14 protein-coding genes are annotated in these 19,787 nt (G+C 72.0%); all 14 read right to left on the bottom strand.

Translation table 11 applies throughout. The features are described from left to right. Positions 1-132: 132 nt before the first annotated feature. The 14 genes from ACWGI8_RS07090 to ACWGI8_RS07025 all read right to left on the bottom strand — a co-directional run bounded on the left by ACWGI8_RS07090 (position 133) and on the right by ACWGI8_RS07025 (position 19,765). Entirely contained in the window at positions 133-1,923 is a 1,791-nt protein-coding gene (locus ACWGI8_RS07090; protein ID WP_453659095.1) for a hypothetical protein, read from the bottom strand. A 412-nt stretch (positions 1,924-2,335) separates the two neighbouring features. Continuing rightward, entirely contained in the window at positions 2,336-3,445 is a 1,110-nt protein-coding gene (locus ACWGI8_RS07085; protein WP_453659094.1) for a macro domain-containing protein, read from the bottom strand. A gap of 63 nt (positions 3,446-3,508) precedes the next feature. Then, positions 3,509-4,180, bottom strand: a complete 672-nt coding sequence (locus tag ACWGI8_RS07080; RefSeq protein WP_453659096.1) for an RES family NAD+ phosphorylase — start codon at positions 4,178-4,180, stop codon at positions 3,509-3,511. Then, a complete protein-coding gene (locus ACWGI8_RS07075; RefSeq protein ID WP_453659093.1) occupies positions 4,180-4,872 on the bottom strand; it encodes a hypothetical protein in 693 nt (230 codons plus the stop codon). The genes ACWGI8_RS07080 and ACWGI8_RS07075 overlap by 1 nt, the downstream gene beginning before the upstream one ends. Further along, positions 4,850-8,392, bottom strand: coding sequence for a CHAT domain-containing protein (locus tag ACWGI8_RS07070; protein WP_453659092.1), 3,543 nt, complete (start codon positions 8,390-8,392; stop codon positions 4,850-4,852). Before ACWGI8_RS07070 ends, ACWGI8_RS07075 begins: the two co-directional genes overlap by 23 nt. A gap of 98 nt (positions 8,393-8,490) precedes the next feature. Continuing rightward, positions 8,491-9,033 carry a hypothetical protein gene (locus ACWGI8_RS07065; protein ID WP_453659091.1) on the bottom strand — a complete coding sequence of 181 codons (543 nt, stop codon included), beginning with the start codon at positions 9,031-9,033 and terminating at the stop codon, positions 8,491-8,493. Positions 9,034-9,255: 222 nt separating this feature from the next. Further along, positions 9,256-11,658 (bottom strand): SpoIIE family protein phosphatase, encoded by a 2,403-nt coding sequence (locus ACWGI8_RS07060; RefSeq protein WP_453659090.1) that lies wholly within the window; start codon positions 11,656-11,658, stop codon positions 9,256-9,258. A gap of 192 nt (positions 11,659-11,850) precedes the next feature. Then, complete coding sequence (locus ACWGI8_RS07055; RefSeq protein WP_453659089.1) at positions 11,851-12,834, bottom strand: SAM-dependent methyltransferase; 984 nt, start codon at positions 12,832-12,834, stop codon at positions 11,851-11,853. 199 nt (positions 12,835-13,033) lie between these two features. Beyond that, on the bottom strand, positions 13,034-14,599 hold the full coding sequence (locus ACWGI8_RS07050; protein WP_453659088.1) for an MFS transporter: 1,566 nt from the start codon (positions 14,597-14,599) through the stop codon (positions 13,034-13,036). A 237-nt stretch (positions 14,600-14,836) separates the two neighbouring features. Further along, complete coding sequence (locus tag ACWGI8_RS07045) at positions 14,837-15,703, bottom strand: alpha/beta fold hydrolase (RefSeq protein WP_453659087.1); 867 nt, start codon at positions 15,701-15,703, stop codon at positions 14,837-14,839. Positions 15,704-15,940: 237 nt separating this feature from the next. Continuing rightward, on the bottom strand, positions 15,941-16,651 hold the full coding sequence (locus ACWGI8_RS07040; RefSeq protein ID WP_453659086.1) for a GntR family transcriptional regulator: 711 nt from the start codon (positions 16,649-16,651) through the stop codon (positions 15,941-15,943). A gap of 41 nt (positions 16,652-16,692) precedes the next feature. Then, complete coding sequence (locus ACWGI8_RS07035; protein ID WP_453659085.1) at positions 16,693-17,652, bottom strand: ornithine cyclodeaminase family protein; 960 nt, start codon at positions 17,650-17,652, stop codon at positions 16,693-16,695. After that, positions 17,649-18,767, bottom strand: a complete 1,119-nt coding sequence (locus ACWGI8_RS07030; RefSeq protein ID WP_453659084.1) for a proline racemase family protein — start codon at positions 18,765-18,767, stop codon at positions 17,649-17,651. Before ACWGI8_RS07030 ends, ACWGI8_RS07035 begins: the two co-directional genes overlap by 4 nt. Beyond that, complete coding sequence (locus tag ACWGI8_RS07025) at positions 18,764-19,765, bottom strand: proline racemase family protein (protein ID WP_453659083.1); 1,002 nt, start codon at positions 19,763-19,765, stop codon at positions 18,764-18,766. The genes ACWGI8_RS07030 and ACWGI8_RS07025 overlap by 4 nt, the downstream gene beginning before the upstream one ends. Between the last annotated feature and the right edge of the window lie 22 nt (positions 19,766-19,787).

The following is a 19,787-nucleotide window of genomic DNA, read 5'->3' as shown; positions in this document are numbered from 1 at the left end:
GGGCCCGTGTCCCGCGAGGTGGCCGTGCCTGCCGGGGCCGGGCCGCCGGATTCCTTCTTGTTCGGGTCGTAGAGATCGGACATGAACTCTCCTCGTACCGGGGACGCGGGGCGGCGGGGACGCGGGGCGGTGTCACACGAGCGGGGCGGCGAAGGCGAGACGGCAGTCCGGGCCCTCCAGCCGCCAGGGCGGGGCGAGGCTCTCGGCCACGGCTGCCGCCGGGTCGGCGCCGGGACGGAAGGCGCCGTCGGCGCCGAGGGCTTTCCAGACCTCGTCGGCGTAGTGCCGGGCCACATGGCCCGGAAGGTCTGTCGGTGGCGGCCCGGCTGCGGGATCCACCCGGGTCATCACCCGGACACCGCGGGAGCGCAGCCGGGCGAGGGCCGTCCGCCAGTCCGCGCCGTGCGGGCAGGCCGGGACGATGCCCTGCTGACGGGGCGGCGCGGGCGGACGGCGGGCGACGATCAGGACCACCTGCCGCACGTCGGCAGCGCCCGGGTGCCCGGAGGCGAGCAGGGCCACTGCCCGCAGCGCGTCCTCCAGGGACGACACCGTGTCCTGCCGCCGCCGGGCGTGCGACCATCCGTCCAGGGCGGCCGGCAGCTCGGCGGGCGGCCGCGCGGAGAGGGGTGCCTGCAGCAGAGTGCCCTGCTTGGCCCATGTGCTCTCATAGACGGTGTGGTCGTAGTGGCCGACGGCTCCGACACGGATCGAGGTGCCGGCGCGATCCCGCCGGGCCAGCAGGCCGGCTACGTCCCGCACGAAGGTGAGGCGTTCCTCGGTCTCCCCCGGGTCGGCGCCGCTGAGCTCGACGGTGAAGAACAGTTCCAGCCGCGGAGGCCTCACGATCCGGCACGGCAGGGCAGCGAGCAGACCCCGCACGTCGACGGCGGCGGGATCCCTGCGCCCGCCGGACGTGCGGGCACCGGGGGCGACGAGGTCCACCTCCCCCGGTCCGCGTAACACGAAGGTCAGCCGCGCCGGTTCCAGTGCCCCGACTTCGACCTGATGCATGCTCACCGGTGGCGCACCGGTCCCGTCGGCGGCGGGCACACCGGCCAGCACGGGGAGGTGAAGGGCGTCGCGTCCGGTGACTCCACCGTGCACGGTGACTTCGGTGGTCGCGGTCTCACCGGGGCCGAGCCGGGTACCTGCGGGAAAGAGCACATGGCTGTGGGGGTGCACGGCGCCGGTGTCGCGGTCGGCCCGGGCCAGCAGCAGCGTGTGGTCGGCCAGGAGCGGCAGGGTACGCACGAGATGGCGCACCGCGTCGGCGGTCGTACGGCGGGCCGGGATGCCGTCCACCGGCTCCGCACTTCCCGCGTGCAGTTCGGCCCGAGGAGCGCAGGCTCCCCACACGGCGACGGCCGCGCGCTCCAGCAGCACCCATCCGGGCGGGGGCCGCAGCAGGACGACCGGGGGGTCGGGGACGGCCGGCAGGCATGCCGTGAGCCACCGCAGCACAGCGGCGTCGAATTCCCCGCGGTCCACGGGCGGCAGGGTTTTCCCTATTCCTCCCGCGAGCTGGAAACGGCGTACATCCTCGTCGGAATCGAACGCCGGAACGAGGGAACGCCATGTCATGCTTCCCGCGTCGTTCCGCAGCGGGATTCCGGCCTCTCCGACGGTCGCCTTGATCATATGGAGGCCGTCGGCCGTGAATTCCACGAACGACAATTCCTTGAAGCGTCCGCGGTGGAGGTCTTCGAGGAGATCGCCGCGCCCGGACGGAATCGCGCAGTCGGCCGGACCGGTTCCAGGCGGCTTGTCCTCGTCCCGCCCCGGTGGACCTTCCCGGGTCAGCTCCGCGACCCGTCGGCCGTCCTCCGGGCTCCGGGCCGACAGCGCCGCCGCCCGGATGTCCCAGGCGCGCTCGGCCGCCCGGAGCGCGTCCCGGGCGACCTCCAGGTCCCGGGCTGTCAACTCCCCCAGTACCGGGTCGTCATGGAGACGCCATCGGCAAACCGTACAGAAGTCGCTCTGCTGATCCGGGGTCGCACACACCGGGCAGGCAGCCTGCGGATCACAGGCCCCCCTCATCTGTCCACTCCCCCAACTCCCCGTCGCGGTCCGATCCCTGCGGCGCCCTGACAGCCCCGGACGACCACCTCACGCAACACCCGATTCATGGATGCATCATGATGACACGATGAAATGATCAACTTCCCGGCTCACGGACTGTTGAATCAATCCGCTGACCAGCCCATCCGGCTTCGGCGGAATATCCTCCTCCGATCCCCGTCGGCAATTCGCACTGTGGAGCGACAGCAACTCCCGTCACGCCCCCTTGCATCTCCTCGCGCGGAGCGGAGGGACGTCCTTCCATTCCACCGGGTCAGCCGGTCGAGCGCAGGTCGCGAGCGGGGCGCATTCCGGCCGGGATGCGCTCCACCAGCGCCGCCGCCTCGGGCGTTCGCACCACGAAGTGGACGTCCCACTGCGCCCCGCGCGCCAACTCCGCCTCCATGGCGGCCCATACGGCGGCCAGACTGACCTCGTACGGCAGCCCGCCGCGCCCCGAGCCGAGCAGCGGGAAGCACACCGAGCGCAGCGGCGGGGCGAAGCGGTCGTGTTCCTCGGCCAGGACCGCCAGAGCCCGGGACACGGCCCGGGTGACGTCGGACGGCAGCACGTCGTAGTCGTTCGTCCCGGCCCGCGGAACGGCGATCGCCGCGTGGTAGATCCGTCGTACGCCCTGGCCGGCCAGGGCCCCCGCACCGGTGACGGCCATGGTGCCGGGCAGCACGGCGCGTCCCGAAGTGCCGTGCCGGGCCGCCCACTTGCGCAGCTCGCCGTGGACCGGGTCGTCCAGAAGGTCACCGGTCACACCGTGCACGGCGGCCGCCCGGCGCAGCGACGCGGCGACCGACGACTTGTACCGCTCGGGCAGCGCGAAATGGACGTTGGACGGGGAGACCACCACGTCCACGTCGCGCAACAGGTCCACGGGGTGCACATGGAGCGTGAGCGTCACGGGCCGGTCGCCCGCCCTGACCCGCACGGTCCGGTGTGTGCCGGCACCCCCCTCGGGCACGGGGGCAGTACCGGGCGCCCGGTCCGTCTCCGTCGCGAGGCGCACGATGTGCTCGGCGACCTGCTCCAGGACCATCACCTCGTGGTCCTTGCGGAACCGCTCGACGCTCACCCCGTACACCGAGGCCGCCCTGGCCCGGCGGGAGGAGGCCGGCCAGTCCCGGGTGCCCTGCGCCAGCCCGAGGGTGTACTCGGCGGCGGTGCGCAAGGTGCCGGCATCCAGGCGCGACACGGCGAGTCGCAGCAGCGTCTCGACAGCCGCGCCGGGAGTCCGGGCGGCGGTCGCGGTCACCGCCTCCGCCGCCGACTCCAGGGCAGGCAGGGCGCGCCCGCGCAGCCGGACCAGTCCCGCGCGCCTGACTTCCTTCAGTTCAGGCAGAAATGACGCGTGGTCAGGTAAGGACGATGCCATGCGACCACCATGGCACCACTCTTCACAGGCGGACAAGCCAGGGCCGGACGGCCCCCGAGGACATCACTGCCACACGGGCTCCGAGATCATCGCCCGCAGTGGTGCGAGGAGCTCGTTCGCCTTCTTCATGCCCTCCTGGGAGCCGAGGTCCGGGACCCCTCCGTCCGGCAGCACCTCCAGCGGCGTGCCGTCGCACTGCTCGAAGCGATCGTGGAAGAGCACCAGGGCGAGCTGGGACCGGTTCCGCCGGGACTCCCAGATCAGCCCCATGGCATCCGGAGCCTGCGCCCGGATCTCGCTCGCCCAGCGCCGTGCCTTCGCGTAGTTGCTCTCGTCCTCCAGGAGCGTGGAGTCCTGACAGACGGCGGCCAGGTCCTTCCCCTCGATCAGGGAGACCAGGTTCAGCTCGCACCGGGTGCGCAGGACGCTGAGCGACCGCTGCCAGACCGTGCGGTAGGGGATCCGCCGCATGCCGACCGACAGCTCGAAGGGCCGGGAGCGCAGCACGCTCTCCGCGAGGGCCGTGATCGAGGTGTCCGCCAGGTACAGGCTGTGGTACGGATCCAGCAGGGTGCCCTCGAAGCGGCCCCCGTCGAAGTGGATGTCCGCGAGTTTCGGGTTGAACTGATCCGCCGCGTACTTGGACTGGTGCACCCTCCACAGCTCCGTGCCCGCCGGGATCACATGACGGTTCGGGCGCAGCTCGAACTCGATCATGGGGAAGAAGTCGCTCATCATTCCCCCTCCACCAGTGCGGTGGCCGCGCCGACCAGCCGATGGTCGGGCAGCCTGCCGAGAAGCGACGCGGGTGTCCCGCCCAGCCAGCTGTTGCCGCTGAGCCACCAGGCCGCGGCGCCCCAGGGGTCGACCTCCGCGAGGAGCAGCCGGTTGACTTCGAGGACGACCTCGTGCGGAGTGCCGCCGCCTTCGGCGAACTGGAACTCCGGATAGCGGTCGCCGTCCCGGGGATCCGCCAGTCTGATCAGCTCGGGGGGCGGCGCGCCCCCGCAGCGGGCCCCCGCCTCGTCGGCCGAGAGGGCCGGTGCCTGGAGCAGCTCGTCCTGTGCGGTGTCGCCGATGGTCTCGGGGGACGCCGACGAGCTCGCCAGCAGGGCGACCAGCTCCAGTGCCCCCGCCACGGCCGTCGGCCCGGATGGCGCCGCGACCAGCCGTACGGAGTCCAGCGCGACGCGCACCGGATGGTCCAGCGGCAGCGGCAGCAGGGCCAGGCGGACGCCATGGACTGCCCTGCGGACCGCTCTGACGTTCTCCGGGGCCGTGGCGGCGAGGCCTTGCAGCCTGGCGAGCAGTAGCGCGTACTGCTCGTCGTCGAACGCCTCGCGGATGGTGTCCCGGTGCTCGCCGACCATGGCGAGCAGCCGCTCCGCCGGACGGCCGGGGCCGTCACTCGCACGGCCGTCGCTCATGCGTTCCCCCTCCGGTACCTGTCTGTGCTTCTCCCCGGCTTCCGGTCCGCGCTTCTCCCGGGCCCGGATGCCCCTGGTGGATGAAGGCGGCCCAGAGCGGGATCCGGCCGAGATCGGGTCGTTCCATCTGTCGCAGCAACTCACCGTGGAGCGAGCCCGGATTCGCGCGGTGCGGGTCGAGCATCCACAGCTGCGCGGCCCTGAGCGCGTCGACGGGGCTGAGCCCTTCGACGGTCAGGTGGTGGTGGAACACCGCCATCAGCAGCGCCGACGCGCTGTCCTGGGTCGTCCACCGTGATCCGACGACGTCCCGCGCTCCGCCGGAGACGAACGCCGTGGTGAGGGTCAGCGCCTCGTCGTGGTCGCGGGTGCTCAGATCGGTCTGGCAGGCACTGAGCACGACCAACGGTCCGTCCTCGGCCGCATGGTGTGCGTCCGGCCGGTCGAGGAGGCGGGTCACCGTCAGCATGCCCGGGTCCGGCCCCGCCCCCGGTGCGCCGTCGTCGGCGAGCGAGTGCCCGGTGCCCTCGGGGGCGGCGAGATGCAGGGCCGAGACCGTGGGACGCGTCCCCGCCGATCCGTGCGAGGCCACATGGAGCAGCGAGGCCCCGTCGGCGAGGAACGCGAGGACGTCGTCGGGCGTGCCCGGGACCAGCTCCTCGTCGGGCACCTCGAAGAGGCCCCCGCACATCCGGGCCTGCCGGTAGAAGGCGTTCCGCAGGGCCATGACCTCGACCTCGGCATGCGTCAGGTCCATGGCCGGGTCGGCCAGCAGGACGGGGGCGGCCGCCGGTTCGCGCGGGGCGCGTCGGAGCGTGCGCAGGAACTGGCTGCCGGACGCCGCGTAGCTGATCACGGCGGTCTGGCAGAGGTGGTCGTGGGGCGCTTCGTCCGGGAAGCGCGCGGCGTGCCAGGGGACGATGCCGAGTCGCCCGCAAGGCACCAGGACGAGCCTGAGCGGCCGGTCGTCCCGGTCGCCGTCGGCCGCGAGCCGCTCCTCGACACCGGCGAGGACGGGGCCGAGCACCTGGAAGGCCCAGTCGCAGAGCGCCGTGAGGGCCTCCTCCCAGTCCTGTTCGGCAGCCGGATCGCGTCGGCCGCCGTCGCCTGCCGCGGCATCGCGTACGGCGGTGGCGTCGAGGTAGCGCTCCAACGGGCCGCTCTCGGCGCCGGACAGGAGCGGCCGTACCGCCACCCCGGCGCCGAGCTGGGGACCCACCACGATCACCACGCCGGCGTCGCCGGTCTCGCCGGGAACCAGATAGACGAGCGCGTCCGCGCCGCTCTCCGCGACCCCGTCCGCGAGTTCGCTCAGCGTGGGCGTGCCGAGCAGGCCGCCCTCCCGCCGGTAGCCGAGGGCTTCGAAGGCCTGGCGGCGCAGCGTGCTCAGCAGCTCGCCGGGGACGTGGCCCTCGTCGTCGGCCCCGGGGCCCTGGGCCGCGCCGACCGCCCGCCACGCCTCGGCGAGATCGTGGTGCCCGCCCGCATCGAGGAGTTCGGGTACGGCGGACGAGGTGGACGCCGCGTGCAGCACCAGGGCCCGGCCCAGTTCCAGCGCGGCCACCGCCTCGTGCAGCCGCCCCTGCGAGGCCGCCCACAGCGCGGCCTGCACCCCCCTGCTCGCCCCGGAACGTGCCGCCAGCAGTCCGTGCTCCGCACCGGCCTGGAGGAGGACGTCGGCGGCGAGCGCCGTCAGCGCCTCCTTGGCGGCTTCCAGGGCCGTGATGTCCTTGACGTCGTCGTTGGAGACACCACGCTCGCGATATGCCATGGCCAGCTGCCACAGCGCCTCGGCGGCGATCCTCGGCGCCCTCCCCTCCCGGACGCCGTCACGGACCCGCTCCAGCTCGTCGATCAGCGTGTCGAGGTCCGCGCGGTCGTGGGTGAGCGAGTAGCGCATGGCCACGGAGAGCGCGGAGCCGTGCAGCTCCTCCGTGGAGGCGCCCGGAGGCGGAGGAACGTGGTCGTGCACCGGCACCGGGTCGCCGGTGAGGCCGGCGCGGAGCAGATCGAAGTCCGGGACGTGCGGCAAGCGAATCTTGTCGGCGAACGGAAGACCGCTCTCCCGGACACCGGACATCCCCTTCTCCAGGTACGGGAGGCCACGCAGCATCATCTCCTTGTCCCCGGTGACGGTGCCGAGCCTGGCGTAGGCCGCCCCCAGGGCCGAGAGGACGATGAACCGGAACGAGTGGCCTTCGGGAACGGTCCTCTCGAGCGCTTCGGCCTCGTCCACCAGCTCACGGAGCGCCTGGGCGTCCTCCGTCTCCCCGGCATCGAGGACCCGGGTGTACAGCGCGAACGTGCGCGCCCAGACGGCCCAGTCGGCAGGATCACCCGCTCCCGGAGGCAGCGGTCCTTCGAGATTCTCGATGTATCCGACGATGCTCTCCATGTGGGCACGGCCGGCCGACCGGTCCTGGAGCGTGCCGCCGACGACCGGACTGACGTTGAGCAGGAGTGCCCGCAGGCTCTCCAGCGCGGAGGTCGGGTCCGGCCCGGGGGGCGGCTGGTCCTGTACGGAGCGCAGGCGGCGGAGAAGTTCGTTGAGCGCCTGGGGATCGCCGCTCTTGAGCACGTCGTCGAGGCTGTGCGTGGTGGCGTTGACGGCGTCCATGGCGGCGGCGAGCCGACGGATGTTGTCGGGCGTGAGCACGGATTTCGGGTCCGAGGACGGGTCGGGGGCCGACGGCGGCTCGGGATCCGCGGACGAGTCGGGGGCCGCGGACGGCTCGGGATCCGCGGACGGTTCGGGGGCCGGGGACGAGTCGGGCTCCGGGGCCGGCTCGGGATCCGGGCTCCTGCGGGGTCCGGTGTGGTCGGCGCGCCCGCCGGCGGGGGCCCCGGCCATGCCCCACAGCTGGTCCATCATCTGCCGCAGCAGATCCGCATCAGGATCCCCGGCGGGCATCGAGCTCATGAGCAGCTCGGTGAACTCCGGCCCCGGGGGAGTCGAGAAAAGCCCCTGCATCCGCCGCAACTCCCCGAGGAACTCCGGCGGCAACGGTAACTCCACCACCTCCGCGGTCAGCGCTTCCATCTCCGCCCCGAAGCTCATCATCCCGGCGGGTCCCGCCCGTGTGACCCAGTCGACCACGGCGGAGAGGTTGTCCGCCGCCCGGAATACGCCCGGCTGCGACAGTGTCGGCATGATCGCCGACACCAGGAACAACGCCGCCCACCGCCGGTCCTCTTCGGTCGCCGTCGCTCCCAGCGCTGTCGTGCGGTCCCGCGCGTCCCGCAGCAGCGTCTCCGCCCGCTCCCTGTCCGCGGGTTCACCACCCCCGGCGGCCTGCCGCAGGGCCAGCGCGCCTCCCAGCCATACGCTCACCGCACTGCGCAGGCCGGGGTCGTGGTCCAGCAGCCCTGCCAGCTGGTCGAGTTCGGCGACCGGCGCGTCGTAGGCGCGCGGCGGCACCGAGCGGGCCCCCATGGCGGGAATCAACTGCCTGACCCGCTCCGCAGCGTCCGCAGCCCAGGCCCGCAGCCCCTGTACGCCGCCGCTCTCCTCGTCGCTCACCGGCACCCTGCCCCTCCGGGACCTCGACAGCCCTTGGATTCACCGCCACTATGCCGATCCGCCGGACCCACGGCGACAAGATCCGGCACTTCTCGTGCTCAACGCCCGAAATCCGCCCGGGACGCGCCCAGATCGGCCCTCATCTCGCGCCGCATCAACCGCAGCCGCCCCCACAGTGTGTCGATGGTCTCCTGCACGGCGTCCGGCGAGTCCCCGGCTCTCAGGACACCGTCGTCCAGGCGTCGGACCATGCCGTACACCAGGCCCAGGTCATGACTGAGGTCGCCGGCGAGTTCGAGCACGCGCACCGGCACCCGCATCTGGGCCTCCGCGTACACGTCCCGGTGCTGGTCACGCGCCTCGGTCAGCCGCTGCCGCACGGACCGCAGATCCTCGTCGCGGCCCAGCGCGTGCAACTGGTCGGTGAGCGCGGCCAGATACTGCCGGGCCGAGGTGTTGAGCGCCACGTAGCACGACCGCAGCTCCCGGGCCTCGCTGCGCCGGTCCCGCAACTGTTCGGCCCGCTCCTGTTCGCGCTGCCGGCTGCGGTCCGCCGCGCGCTGGGTCAACAGCGCGGACAGCAGCGTCCCGACGACTCCTACGACCGCGACCAGGGGGGCGGTCGCGCTACCGAGGTCCACGCAGCCTCCATCCATGTCCGGTCACAACGCCGGCCCCTGTTCCGTCACAGCGCCGGCCCGTGTTCCGTCACAGCGCCAGCGAAGCAGCGGACCTCTCGTCGCGTGAACCCCCACCCGAGGATCGCCCGGTATTCGGCCCACCACCGACCAACCGGGCAGGGGCGACGGAAGATCTGGGATACCAGCGAGAACGCCGGGCACGGCGTCGGTGCGGCGACACCGTCAGTCCGAGGGCAGCGCCTGTTCCGTCCAGATGGTCTTGCCGCCGCTGCTGTAGCGCGTCCCCCAGCGCAGGACGAGCTGGGCCACGATGAACAGTCCCCGCCCGCCTTCGTCGAGTTCCCCGCTGTGGCGCAGGTGAGGGGCGGTGTGTCCGGCGTCCGCGACTTCGCACACCAGCGTGCGGTCGTGGATGAGCCTCAGGTGCAGCGGCCCCTCGGCGTACCTGACCGCGTTGGTGACCAGCTCGCTGGCGATCAGCTCGGTGGAGAACACCAGCTCGTCCAGGCCCCAGTCGCTCAGCCGGCCGGCGACCAGCTCCCGCGCGCGGCCGGCGGCGACCGGCTCCGCCGGCAGGTCCCAGGCGGCGACCCTGCGGCTGTCGAGCTCGCGGGTACGGACCAGCAGGAGGGCCGTGTCATCGGTGGTCGTGCCGCCCGGAAGCAGTTCGCGGATGACACGGTCACAGAGTTCCTCCAGGGAATTCGCGCCCTCGCTGAGGACCCTCCTCAGGGTTTCCAGCCCCTTGTCGATGTCCCGGTCGCGGGCCTCGACCAGACCGTCCGTGAAGAGGGCCACCAGACTGCCCACCGGCAGTTCGAGCTCCAGGGACTCGAAGGGCAGCCCGCCCAGCCCCAGGGGTGGGCCGGCCGGCAGATCCGGGAAACTGACGCGTCGGTCGGGTGCCACGACCGCGGGCGGCAGATGGCCCGCGCGGGCCACGGTGCAGCTTCGCGACACGGGGTCGTAGACCGCGTAGAGGCAGGTGGCGCCAAGGGCGACATCATCGTCGCCGGGACACACGCAGAGGGCGTCGGCGCCGTGCTCCGCCGACTGTCCCACAAGATCGTCGAGCCGTTTGAGGAGTTCGTCGGGAGGGATGTCCATGGGTGCGAGCGCGCGTACCGTCGTCCGCAGCCGTCCCATGGTGGCCGCCGCGTGGAGCCCATGGCCCACCACGTCCCCGACGACGAGTCCGACGCGCGTCCCGGACAGCGGGATGACGTCGAACCAGTCGCCGCCGACGCCGCTCAGATCGTCCGTGGGCAGATAGCGGTGGGCCACTTCGACCGCCGAGTTCGGCGCCAGGTGCTGGGGCAGGAGCTGGCGCTGGAGTGCCAGGGCCGCGGCGCGTTCGCGGGTGAAGCGGCGAGCGTTGTCGACGGACACCGCGGCGCGGGCGACCAGCTCGTCCGCCACCGCGACGGCACCACTGTCGAAGACTCCCGACTCGCTGCCGCGTACGAAGGTGACCAGGCCCAGGGCGCTGCCCCCGGCGCGCAGCGGCGCGACGAGGGTGTTGTCCTCGACCACCAGCCCGCCCGAGGCAAGGCTGCGGTGCTGGGGCGAGCCGTCCGGGTACTGCACCGGGCGCGGTGGACGGCCCCGCGCCCCCGCGGTGTCCGCTGCGCCGCCGGGTGCTGCCGAGCGCGAGGAGGCGCGGATCAGCTCGATGCCCGCCCGACCTGCGACGCCCGGCACCTCACCCTCCAGCACCGCCGGGGCGAGATCGACGTCGACGCGGTCGGCGAAGCCGGGCACCGCCACCTCGGCCAGCTCGTCCGCGGTGACGATCACGTCGAGTGTGGTTCCGACCCGGCGGCCGGCCTCGACCAGCAGATTGAGCTGCCGCTGCGCCTCGTAGCGGTCGGAGATGTCGAACGCGTCCTCGCACAGGCCGATCACGTGGCCGTCCGCGTCCTGCAGCCGGTAGTAGGAACAGGACCACAGGTGTACCCGCCCGGGGTCGCTGGGCTGCTCCGCGCGGAAGTGCAGGTCGAGGATCGGCTCTCCGGTCTCCAGCACCTGGCGCATGACCCCGTCGAGCGTCTCCGGATATCCGCGTGTCACGAACCTGCCTTCGGGGTACAGCTCGTCGGCGAGCCCGCCCCGGACTTCCGCGAGCGGCCGCCCGAGCTCCTCCTCGGACGCGGCGTTGCACCATACGAGACGGAGATCGGTGTCGTAGATGGCGAGACCCAGAGGTGACTGGGTGGCCAGACCGTGCAGCATGGCCAGCAGGGATTCCCAGTCCCTGAGCTGCTCGCGGTCGGCCGCCACGAGGACCCGCTCCGCCGGCCCGGTACCGGAGAGGGGACAGACCGCAGCGACAAGTTGCAGAAGGTGACCGTCCCGGTGGACGGCGGCCTGCAGATCCCGCTCCGGGATGGGCGGGACCGGCTCCCCGGCGGTCCGGCCGGCCGACGCGGCTTCGGCCGCTGCCACCAGGAAAGTGCCGACGGGACGTCCGACGATCTCGTCCGGACGGTAGCCGAGGAGCTCCTGGGCCGCAGGACTCCATCCGATGACGATGTCCTGGGCGTCGAGGACGAGCGTGGCCGCTTTCGTGACGTCCAGCGGGCCACGGAAGTCGGCGTCCCCGGTCGCCTCCCTTGCGTAGCTCATGGCGCCCTCATCGGCCTGCTTCATCAGGTCCAGAATCCGCCTGATACTGACCCTGCGCAACCGATCGGACCGGTCGTGCGCCCAAGCCCGCGTGACCATGGCCCAAGCCCGCGTGACCACGCCGGGCCTCTGCCCCGGAGGAGCTGAAACATCGCCCTCATCCGCTCCGGTGCCGCCCACGGCACCGGGTGGTCACACCCTTTCCAGGACCATCCGGAGAACGGTGGAGCGCCGCTCACGCAGGAACTTGAGCGCTGCACGCTGCTCTCTGATGATGTCGGAAACGGCGTCTTCGCCGATGAGTTCGGCACCTCGGGCCCGGTGGGCCCGGCCCCGCTCCAGCCAGCTCTGCACGGTCAGTACGCCGTCCTCCGGATCGCTGCGCACGTCAAGAACCTTGAACAGTCCGCGGCCGGCCTCGGTCAGCTCGGCGCGGTTCGGAAGGAAGCACTCGGGAAACACCTTGCGTGATGCGTGCAGACCCTCTCGGATGTTCTTCGCACCGTCGTAGATGTCTTCCTTGAGGCCGAGCCGTCCCCCCTTGCCGTTGCCGTCCGTGCCGCTCTGCGGGTCCAGCCGTCGGGCCGGCAACACCAGGGACGCGAGCCATCCGCGGTCGTTCCATGCATTGGCCTGCAAGGACATCCGCCCACCGGGTACCAGCCAGGAATGGCTGCGCTCGAAGAACTCGCGGTAGCGGGCCACACGCTTCGCCCGCCACATGGTGTTGCCCGCGAAATGCTCGATGGCCTCGATGGCGATGATGGCGTCGTAGGGCGCGTCCGGTTCATGGTCGAACCAGTTCTCGGCCCGGATCTCGCAGTGCGGCCAGCCCTGATCCCGTACCCAGGCCGCCTGGCCCGGACTCATGGTGATCCCCACCACGTGCTGGACGTGGTGCGTCTCCACCAGTCGCTGCATGAGACTGCCCCAGCCGCAGCCGACGTCGAGGACACGCCCCGCGCCCACGGCCCGCGCCGCCTCGGCGTGGTGGTCGAGTTTGCGCAGCTGGGCGGATTCGAGCGTGTCACCGGGCTCCCACATTCCGTAGGAGTAGACGAGTTCGGGGCCCAGGGTCAGCCGGTAGAAGTCGCCCAGAAAGTCGTACTGGTGACGGATCGCCTGGGACGACGTGCCTTTGTAGACAGAGGATTTCCTCGATCCGGACAACACCATCACCTGCCTGTCGATTCGGCGCGGAGCGGGCGGCCGAGGTGTCGGCCGGGCAGCGCAAAGAGCGCATAACAACCATTTCATGCTAGCCCGGGTGCAATCGTTCAGCGAGGTCACAGCCCGTGAGCAGACTCCGGGCGGGCGGGATGAGGGCCGCTCAGGGCCTGCTCAGGGCCTGCTCAGGGCCTGAGTGGCTGCCCGCTCAGGGGGCCCGTTCAGGGCCTGCTCGACCCGGCCCTGCCCCGCCCTTCAGGCGTTCGATGTCCGAGGGGCGTACCTGGATGACGACGAGGGCGATCAGCGCGGCGATCGCGGTGAAGACCGCGGCCATGACGAACGCGGTGGACACCCCGGCGGTGAGCACCTCGTCGGCCCATGGCGGCGGCAGCTCTCCGGTGTGCCGGAACCGCAGGCGTTCCAGGGGGGTCGCCCGGGCGAGGAAGTCCGGCACCTGTCTCGCCGCCTCGTCGGCGCCGGCCGCGCCGAACACCGTGACCAGGATGGACAGTCCGAGCGAGCCGCCGACCTGCTGGTGGACGTTGAGCAGGCCGGACGCCGCCCCCGATTCACGGGTCGGGACGTGGGAGAGCGCCATCAGGGTGAGCGAGACGAACTGCATCCCCATGCCGAGGCCGAACATGAGCATCGGCCCCAGGATGCTGCCCGGATAGGTGGAGTGGACATCGGTCAGGGTCAGCCAGGACAGGCCCCCGGTGGCCAGCAGTGCTCCGGTCACCATGAAGGGCTTGGGCCCGTACCTGGGCAGGAGCCGGGACGCCAGGCCCGCGCCGGCCGCGATGACCGCGCTGACGGGCAGGAACGCGAGGCCGGCCTGCACCGGGCTGAAGTCCAGGACGTTCTGGACGAAGAGCGTCAGGAAGAAGAACAGGCCGAACATCGCGGCGGCGAGGCTGAGCATCATCGCGTACGTACCGGCGCGGTTGCGGTCGCCGAACATGTGCAGCGGCGTGATCGGCTGTACGGAGCGGGATTCCACGAGCAGGAAGACGGCGAGGACGACCGCCGCCGCGGCGAAGGACGCCACGGTGAGCCCGTCGCGCCAGCCCTCCTGCGCGGCCCGGATGAAGCCGTACACCAGCAGGACCATGCCGAGCGTCGAGGTCAGCGCCCCGGTGAGGTCGAAGTGTCCGGGGTGCCGCTCGGACTCCTTGATCCGGCGCGGGGCGGCGAGGACGATGAGCAGCCCGATCGGCACATTGACGAAGAACACCCAGCGCCAGTCGAGCCATTCGACGAGCACGCCGCCGGCGAGCAGACCGATCGCGCCGCCGCCCGCGGACACGGCCGCGAAGACGCCGAAGGCCCGGTTTCGTTCGGGGCCTTCCCTGAACGTCGTGCTGATGAGGGCGAGGGCGGTCGGCGAGGCGACGGCGCCACCGGCGCCCTGGAGGGCACGGGCGGCGAGGAGCTGTCCCGAGTTCTGGGCCAGTCCACCGAGCAGTGAGGCGACGACGAACAGCAGGACGCCGAAGACGAACACCCGGCGCCGGCCCAGGATGTCGCCCGCGCGACCGCCGAGCAGCAGCAGACCGCCGAAGGTGAGGGTGTATGCGCTGACCACCCAGGAGAGGCTCGTGGTCGAGAAGTTGAGCGACCTCTGGATGTGCGGCAGCGCGATGTTCACGATGGTGGCGTCGAGGACCACCATCAGCTGGCACGAGGCGATGACCAGGAGCGCCATCCCGTGACCGCCGCCCGGCAGAGGGGCGGCGGTATGCGGTACGGGAGTCGGCTGGGGCGTGGTCATGGCGCGGCACCCCCGTCGGAGGACCGGCGGACGGCTCCGAAGGGTCGGTGGACGGCTCCGTCCACCGTTCAACGGTAAGCCGGGTACAGGGGCCGTCACCAGTCGATCGGACGGTGGCGTGCGGACGGTCACGCGGTGGTCTGCGGACGGTCACATGACGGTGTGCGATCGGCCGGACGGTGGGCCGCGGACGGTCGCATGATGGTGTGCGATCGACCGGACGGTGGTGTACGTCGGTCAGGCGGTGGTGTCCGGCTCCGGCTCGGGCTCCGGCTCGGGCTCGGCGATGAAGTCGCGCAGCACGGCGGAGAGCCGCTGCGGCTGATCCTCGGCGATCAAGGTACGGCTGTCCTCGATCTCCACGAGCCGTCCCAACGGCAGGAGTTCGGCGAGCCGGCGGCCGTGGTCGCGGGGCATCATCCGGTCCTCCACCGCCCACACCACCAGGGCCGGGCGGTCGAACTTCCGCAGCCCTTCGGCCGCTTCGAGGAGTTCGGTCTTCCGTACGGCGAGGTTGTAGCGGCGGAAGTCGTCGCGGATCGCCTTGTCGGTGAGGAGCGGATGCAGCCAGGCGTCGACGATCTCGTCCGGCACGGGGTACTTGGTGAGCGCACCGACACCGACGGGCAGCCGGCGCAGGGGCTTGAGCGCGAGCGTGCGGGCCAGGACCGCGACGGCGCCGGGGATGCGGCAGGACAGCAGGATCATCTTTCCGGGCACACCCGGCGGGTAGTTGTCGAAGGCTTCGCAGGAGATGAGGACGAGGCGGGCGAGCCGCTCCGGGTGGCGCGCGGCGACGGTCTGGGCGCGGCCGCAGTCGTTCTCGACGAGGGTGACGTCGCGGAGGTCGAGCCGGTCCAGGAATTCGACGATGAGCTCGTTGACGGCGTCCGGGCCCAGCGGGACGTCCGGGCGCATGGGGATGCGGTGCGAGCCGTACGGGAGGGTCGGGGCGATGCAGCGGTGGCCGGGGGCCAGTTCGGCGATGACCTTGCGCCACACGCTCGCGTCGTGGACCAGTCCGTGAAGGAGGACGACGACAGGACCAGGGCCGCCGGTGTCCTCGTACGCGATGGTCCCGGCGGAGAGTTCGATCTCGGGCATGGAGCCTCCTCGTGTCATAACGATGTTATGGGACGGGGGCCCGCCAGGACGTCGATTTGGGAGGGCGGCAGCGCTGCAGGACGGCAGGGCGGCAGGGCGCGGGGGTGCTGCACGGCGGCAACGGCCGGCGGACCGCTCGGCCGCACGGCAACGCTGTGCGTGGACAGGGCCGGTCGGCCGTTGGTCCCGTGGTCCTGCGGTCCCGTGGCCCCGTGGCTCCGTGGCTCCGTGGCGCCCTCAGCGGCTGCCGAGTGTGCGCTTCGGCCGCGGCTCCACCGGCTCGTTCCTGGCCTGCGCCCACAGAGAGCGGATATGGCCGAGATGGCGGGCCATGCACGCCTCGGCGCCCGACTCGTCGCCGGCCACCATCAGATCCAGCAGCTCGTGGTGCTCCTCCGCGGACGAGATCAGCTGGCCCCGCTCGTCGAGCTTGGTCAGGCCGTAGAGCCGGGAGCGCTTGCGCAGGTCCCCGACCGTCTCGACGAGCCGGTCGTTGCCGGCCAGCCCGAGCAGACCGAGATGGAAACGGCGGTCGGCGTCCAGATAGCCGATCAGATTGTGGTCCCTGGCGTGCGCCACGATCTCCTCGGCGACCGGCCGGAGCTCCTCCAGCTGCTCCGCCGTCGCGATCTGTGTGACCCGGCCGATGGTCGGCACCTCGATCAGCGCGCGGAGTTCGGTGTACTGGTCGAGGTCCCGCTCGCTGACCTCGGTGACCCGGAAGCCCTTGTTACGGACCGGCTCGACCAGACCTTCGCGGGCGAGGTCGAGCATCGCCTCGCGCACCGGAGTGGCCGAGATCCCGAAGTCGGCCGCGAGGCCGGGCGCGGAGTAGACGTTGCCGGGGCGCAGTTCGCCGGCGACCAGGGCAGCGCGCAGCGCGTGGGCGACCTGGTCGCGCAGCCGCTCCTGGGCCGTGATCAGGTTGATCTGCTTCAGGTCACCCATGGCACTTCCTCCGTGAATCCGCCGGAGGCCAGCGTACAATGTCACGTTGCGCTGCCGGGCTCCCCTGTCGCTGCCCTGTGGACAGCCGCCGCCACAGCGAGATCCTCCCAGGCCATACCCACACTCTTGAAGAGTTGTGGACAACCCGCGGTCGCGGAGATCTGCCCGGTGACCAATCCGGCGAGCGTACCCGCGAGGTGCCCCGGCCCGATGGCGCCCTCCGCCACCGGGACGAGCAGATCTCCCGCCTCGCGCAGCGCCGCCGCCCGCGACTCGACGTACACGGCGGAGCGGCGGACGAGCGCGGTGTCGGTCTCACGCGCGTCCGGTTCGTGCGAGCCGACCGCGATCACGGTCGCGTGCCCGGGGACCAGTCGCCCGTCGAACAGCGGCTCGCGTGCCGTGGTGCAGCAGATGACGAGATCGGCGCCGGCCACGTCCTGGGGGCTGCCGGTGCGGGCGTCGAGGCCGTGCGTCCGGGCGTGGGCGGCGAGCGCCTCGGCCGGTTCGCGACGGGGCGCGACGACCGTCACGCGGGTCAACGCCCGTTCCGCGAGGGCCGCCTGCAGATGGCCGTACGCCTGCGGCCCGGCGCCGAAGAGCACCAGATGCCGGGCATCCCGCGCCGCCAGCTGCCGCAGTGCGACGGCGGAGACGGCCGGGGTGCGCAGGGCGGTCAGCGCCGGCCCGTCCAGCAGTGCGAGCGGTACCAGAGTCTCGCCGTCGAGGAGCAGATAGCTGCCGGTGATCCGGGGCAGACCGCGCCGGGGGTTGTCCGGAGCGACACCGGCGATCTTGACTCCGGCGTACGCTCCGGCCGCGGCGGGCATCAGCAGCAACTGGCCCCCCGGAACACCGGTGCTGGTGCGCGGCGGGCAGGTCTCCGGGTCGAGTCCGGCTCTGAGTACGGCCTCCACGGCGTCGGCCGCGGCGGTCGGCGTCAGCAGCCGGGCGATGTCGTCCGCGTCCAGGTGGAGCAGGTCCTTCGGGTGTGCGGTCACAGCAGAAAGCCTGTCGCCAGGGTGTCGTACGGGTCGCGTACGAAGGTGTGCTCGCCGGTGCGGTGCGCGGTGCCGGTGACCTCTGTGACGGTGCCCTCCTCCGTACGGGAGACGACGCGGCCGGTGAAGACCGTCCCGACGACCGACTCGTGGTGCAGGCTGTCGCCGGGGCCGAGCCTGCCGTCCTCGGCGAGCAGGGCGAGGCGTGCGGAGGTCCCGGAGCCGCAGGGCGAGCGGTCGATCTGGCCGTCGGCGAAGACGGTCACATTGGCCTGGGCGGGGCCGGTGGCGGTGTCGGGCAGTTCCTCGTGCAGGATCACACCGTAGACGCCGGAGAGCAGCGGGCTCTCGGGATGCCAGGTGGCGGGGTGCCCGGCCAGGGCGGCACGGATCTCCCGCCCCGCGCGCACGAGTTGTGGCAGTGAGGCGCGGTCCACGTCGAGACCGAGCTGCGCGGCGGGCACGGATGCGTAGCAGGCCCCGGCGTGGACGACGTCGACGTCGGCGGTGCCGAAGGTGGTGGCGACCGGGATCTTGCGAGCGGTCACGCGGGCCGGGACATTGCGGAAGGTGACGGCGGTGGTGCGGCCGTGCTCACGGTGGACCGTGGCCGCGACCCGTCCCGAGGGCACATCGATACGCAGCTGAACGGAGCCGTCGTCGGGCGCGGCGACGCGGCCGCTGTCCACGGCCCATGCTCCGAGCGCGAGCGTGCCGTGGCCGCATGCGGTGGAGTAGCCGTCCTTGTGCCAGAACAGGACACCGAGGTGGGCACCGTCGTCGTCGGGCGGTACGACGAACCCGCCGTACATGCCGGCGTGTCCGCGCGGTTCCTGGACGAGGAGCCGCCGAATGTCGTCGAGCGGGCCGGGGCGGGGTGCGGTGGCGGAGCCTCCCGCGCCGATGGCGTTGGCGCAGCGCTCGGCCACGGTGTCGCCGGGGACGGGGGGCAGCCCGTCGGTGACGATACGGAAGGGCTCACCGGCGGTGTGGTAGTCGACGGTGTGGATACGGGTGTCGGCGGGCGGTGCCGGCGGAGCCTGCGGTGTCGGCAGGGACGCCGGGGGCGGCGGAGTCTGGGGACTCGGGGGGCTCGGGGGAGTCGGGGCAGTCATAGGAGGAAGCCTCCGGGGAACGGGTCGGACGGGTCCAGGAAGTACTGCGCGGTCCCGGTGATCCAGGCGCGGCCGGTGACGGTGGGGACGACGGCGGGCAGTCCGCCGACCGTGGTCTCCTCGGTGAGCCGGCCGGTGAACTCCGTACCGATGAAGGACTCGTTGACGAAGTCCCGGCCGACGGGGAGTTCGCCGCGGGCGTGGAGCTGGGCCATCCGGGCGCTGGTGCCCGTGCCGCACGGGGAGCGGTCGAACCAGCCCGGGTGGATGGCCATGGCGTGCCGGGAGCGTACGGCGTCGGAGCCCGGGGCTGTGAGGTAGACGTGCTTGCAGCCGCGGATGCCGGGGTTCTCGGGGTGGACGGGCAGGTCGGTGGCGTTGACGGCGTCCATGACGGCGAGTCCGGCGGTGAGCAGGTCGTCCTTGCGGGCGCGGTCGAAGGGCAGGCCGAGGGCGTCCAGGGAGACGATGGCGTAGAAGTTGCCGCCGTATGCCATGTCATAGGTGACCGTGCCATGTCCGGGTACCTCGGCCTTGCGGTCCAGCGCGAGGCAGAAGGACGGGACGTTGGTGAGCGTGACGGACGTGGCCTGCCCGTCGTCGACCTGGACGTCCACGCTCACCAGCCCGGCCGGGGTGTCGAGCCGGACCGTCGTCACGGGTTCGGTCACGGGCACCATGCCGGTCTCGACGAGCACGGTGGCGACGCCGATCGTGCCGTGGCCGCACATCGGCAGCAGCCCGGACACCTCGATGTACAGCACGCCGTAGTCGGCGTCCGGCCGGGTGGGCGGTTGAAGGATCGCCCCGCTCATGGCGGAGTGGCCACGCGGCTCGTACATCAGCAGGGTCCGGATGTGGTCGAGGTGCTCGATGAAGTACAGCCGGCGTTCGGCCATGGTGGCACCGGGAATCACTCCGACGCCGCCGGTGATGACTCGGGTCGGCATGCCTTCGGTGTGCGAGTCGACGGCGTGGTAGACGTGGCGGGTACGCATGATTCCCCTTCTCGCTGCTGTG

This window comes from Streptomyces sp. NPDC054841 (assembly GCF_053611045.1).
This window is presented reverse-complemented; position numbering and strand designations above follow the sequence as displayed.

Coding starts and splice junctions, on each gene's coding strand:
- ACWGI8_RS07085 (WP_453659094.1), bottom strand. CDS start 3,445: ATGGCATCGTCCTTACCTGACCACGCGTCATTTCTGCCTGAACTGAAG.
- ACWGI8_RS07080 (WP_453659096.1), bottom strand. CDS start 4,180: ATGAGCGACTTCTTCCCCATGATCGAGTTCGAGCTGCGCCCGAACCGT.
- ACWGI8_RS07075 (WP_453659093.1), bottom strand. CDS start 4,872: ATGAGCGACGGCCGTGCGAGTGACGGCCCCGGCCGTCCGGCGGAGCGG.
- ACWGI8_RS07060 (WP_453659090.1), bottom strand. CDS start 11,658: ATGAGCTACGCAAGGGAGGCGACCGGGGACGCCGACTTCCGTGGCCCG.
- ACWGI8_RS07055 (WP_453659089.1), bottom strand. CDS start 12,834: ATGGTGTTGTCCGGATCGAGGAAATCCTCTGTCTACAAAGGCACGTCG.
- ACWGI8_RS07050 (WP_453659088.1), bottom strand. CDS start 14,599: ATGACCACGCCCCAGCCGACTCCCGTACCGCATACCGCCGCCCCTCTG.
- ACWGI8_RS07045 (WP_453659087.1), bottom strand. CDS start 15,703: ATGCCCGAGATCGAACTCTCCGCCGGGACCATCGCGTACGAGGACACC.
- ACWGI8_RS07040 (WP_453659086.1), bottom strand. CDS start 16,651: ATGGGTGACCTGAAGCAGATCAACCTGATCACGGCCCAGGAGCGGCTG.
- ACWGI8_RS07030 (WP_453659084.1), bottom strand. CDS start 18,767: ATGACTGCCCCGACTCCCCCGAGCCCCCCGAGTCCCCAGACTCCGCCG.
- ACWGI8_RS07025 (WP_453659083.1), bottom strand. CDS start 19,765: ATGCGTACCCGCCACGTCTACCACGCCGTCGACTCGCACACCGAAGGC.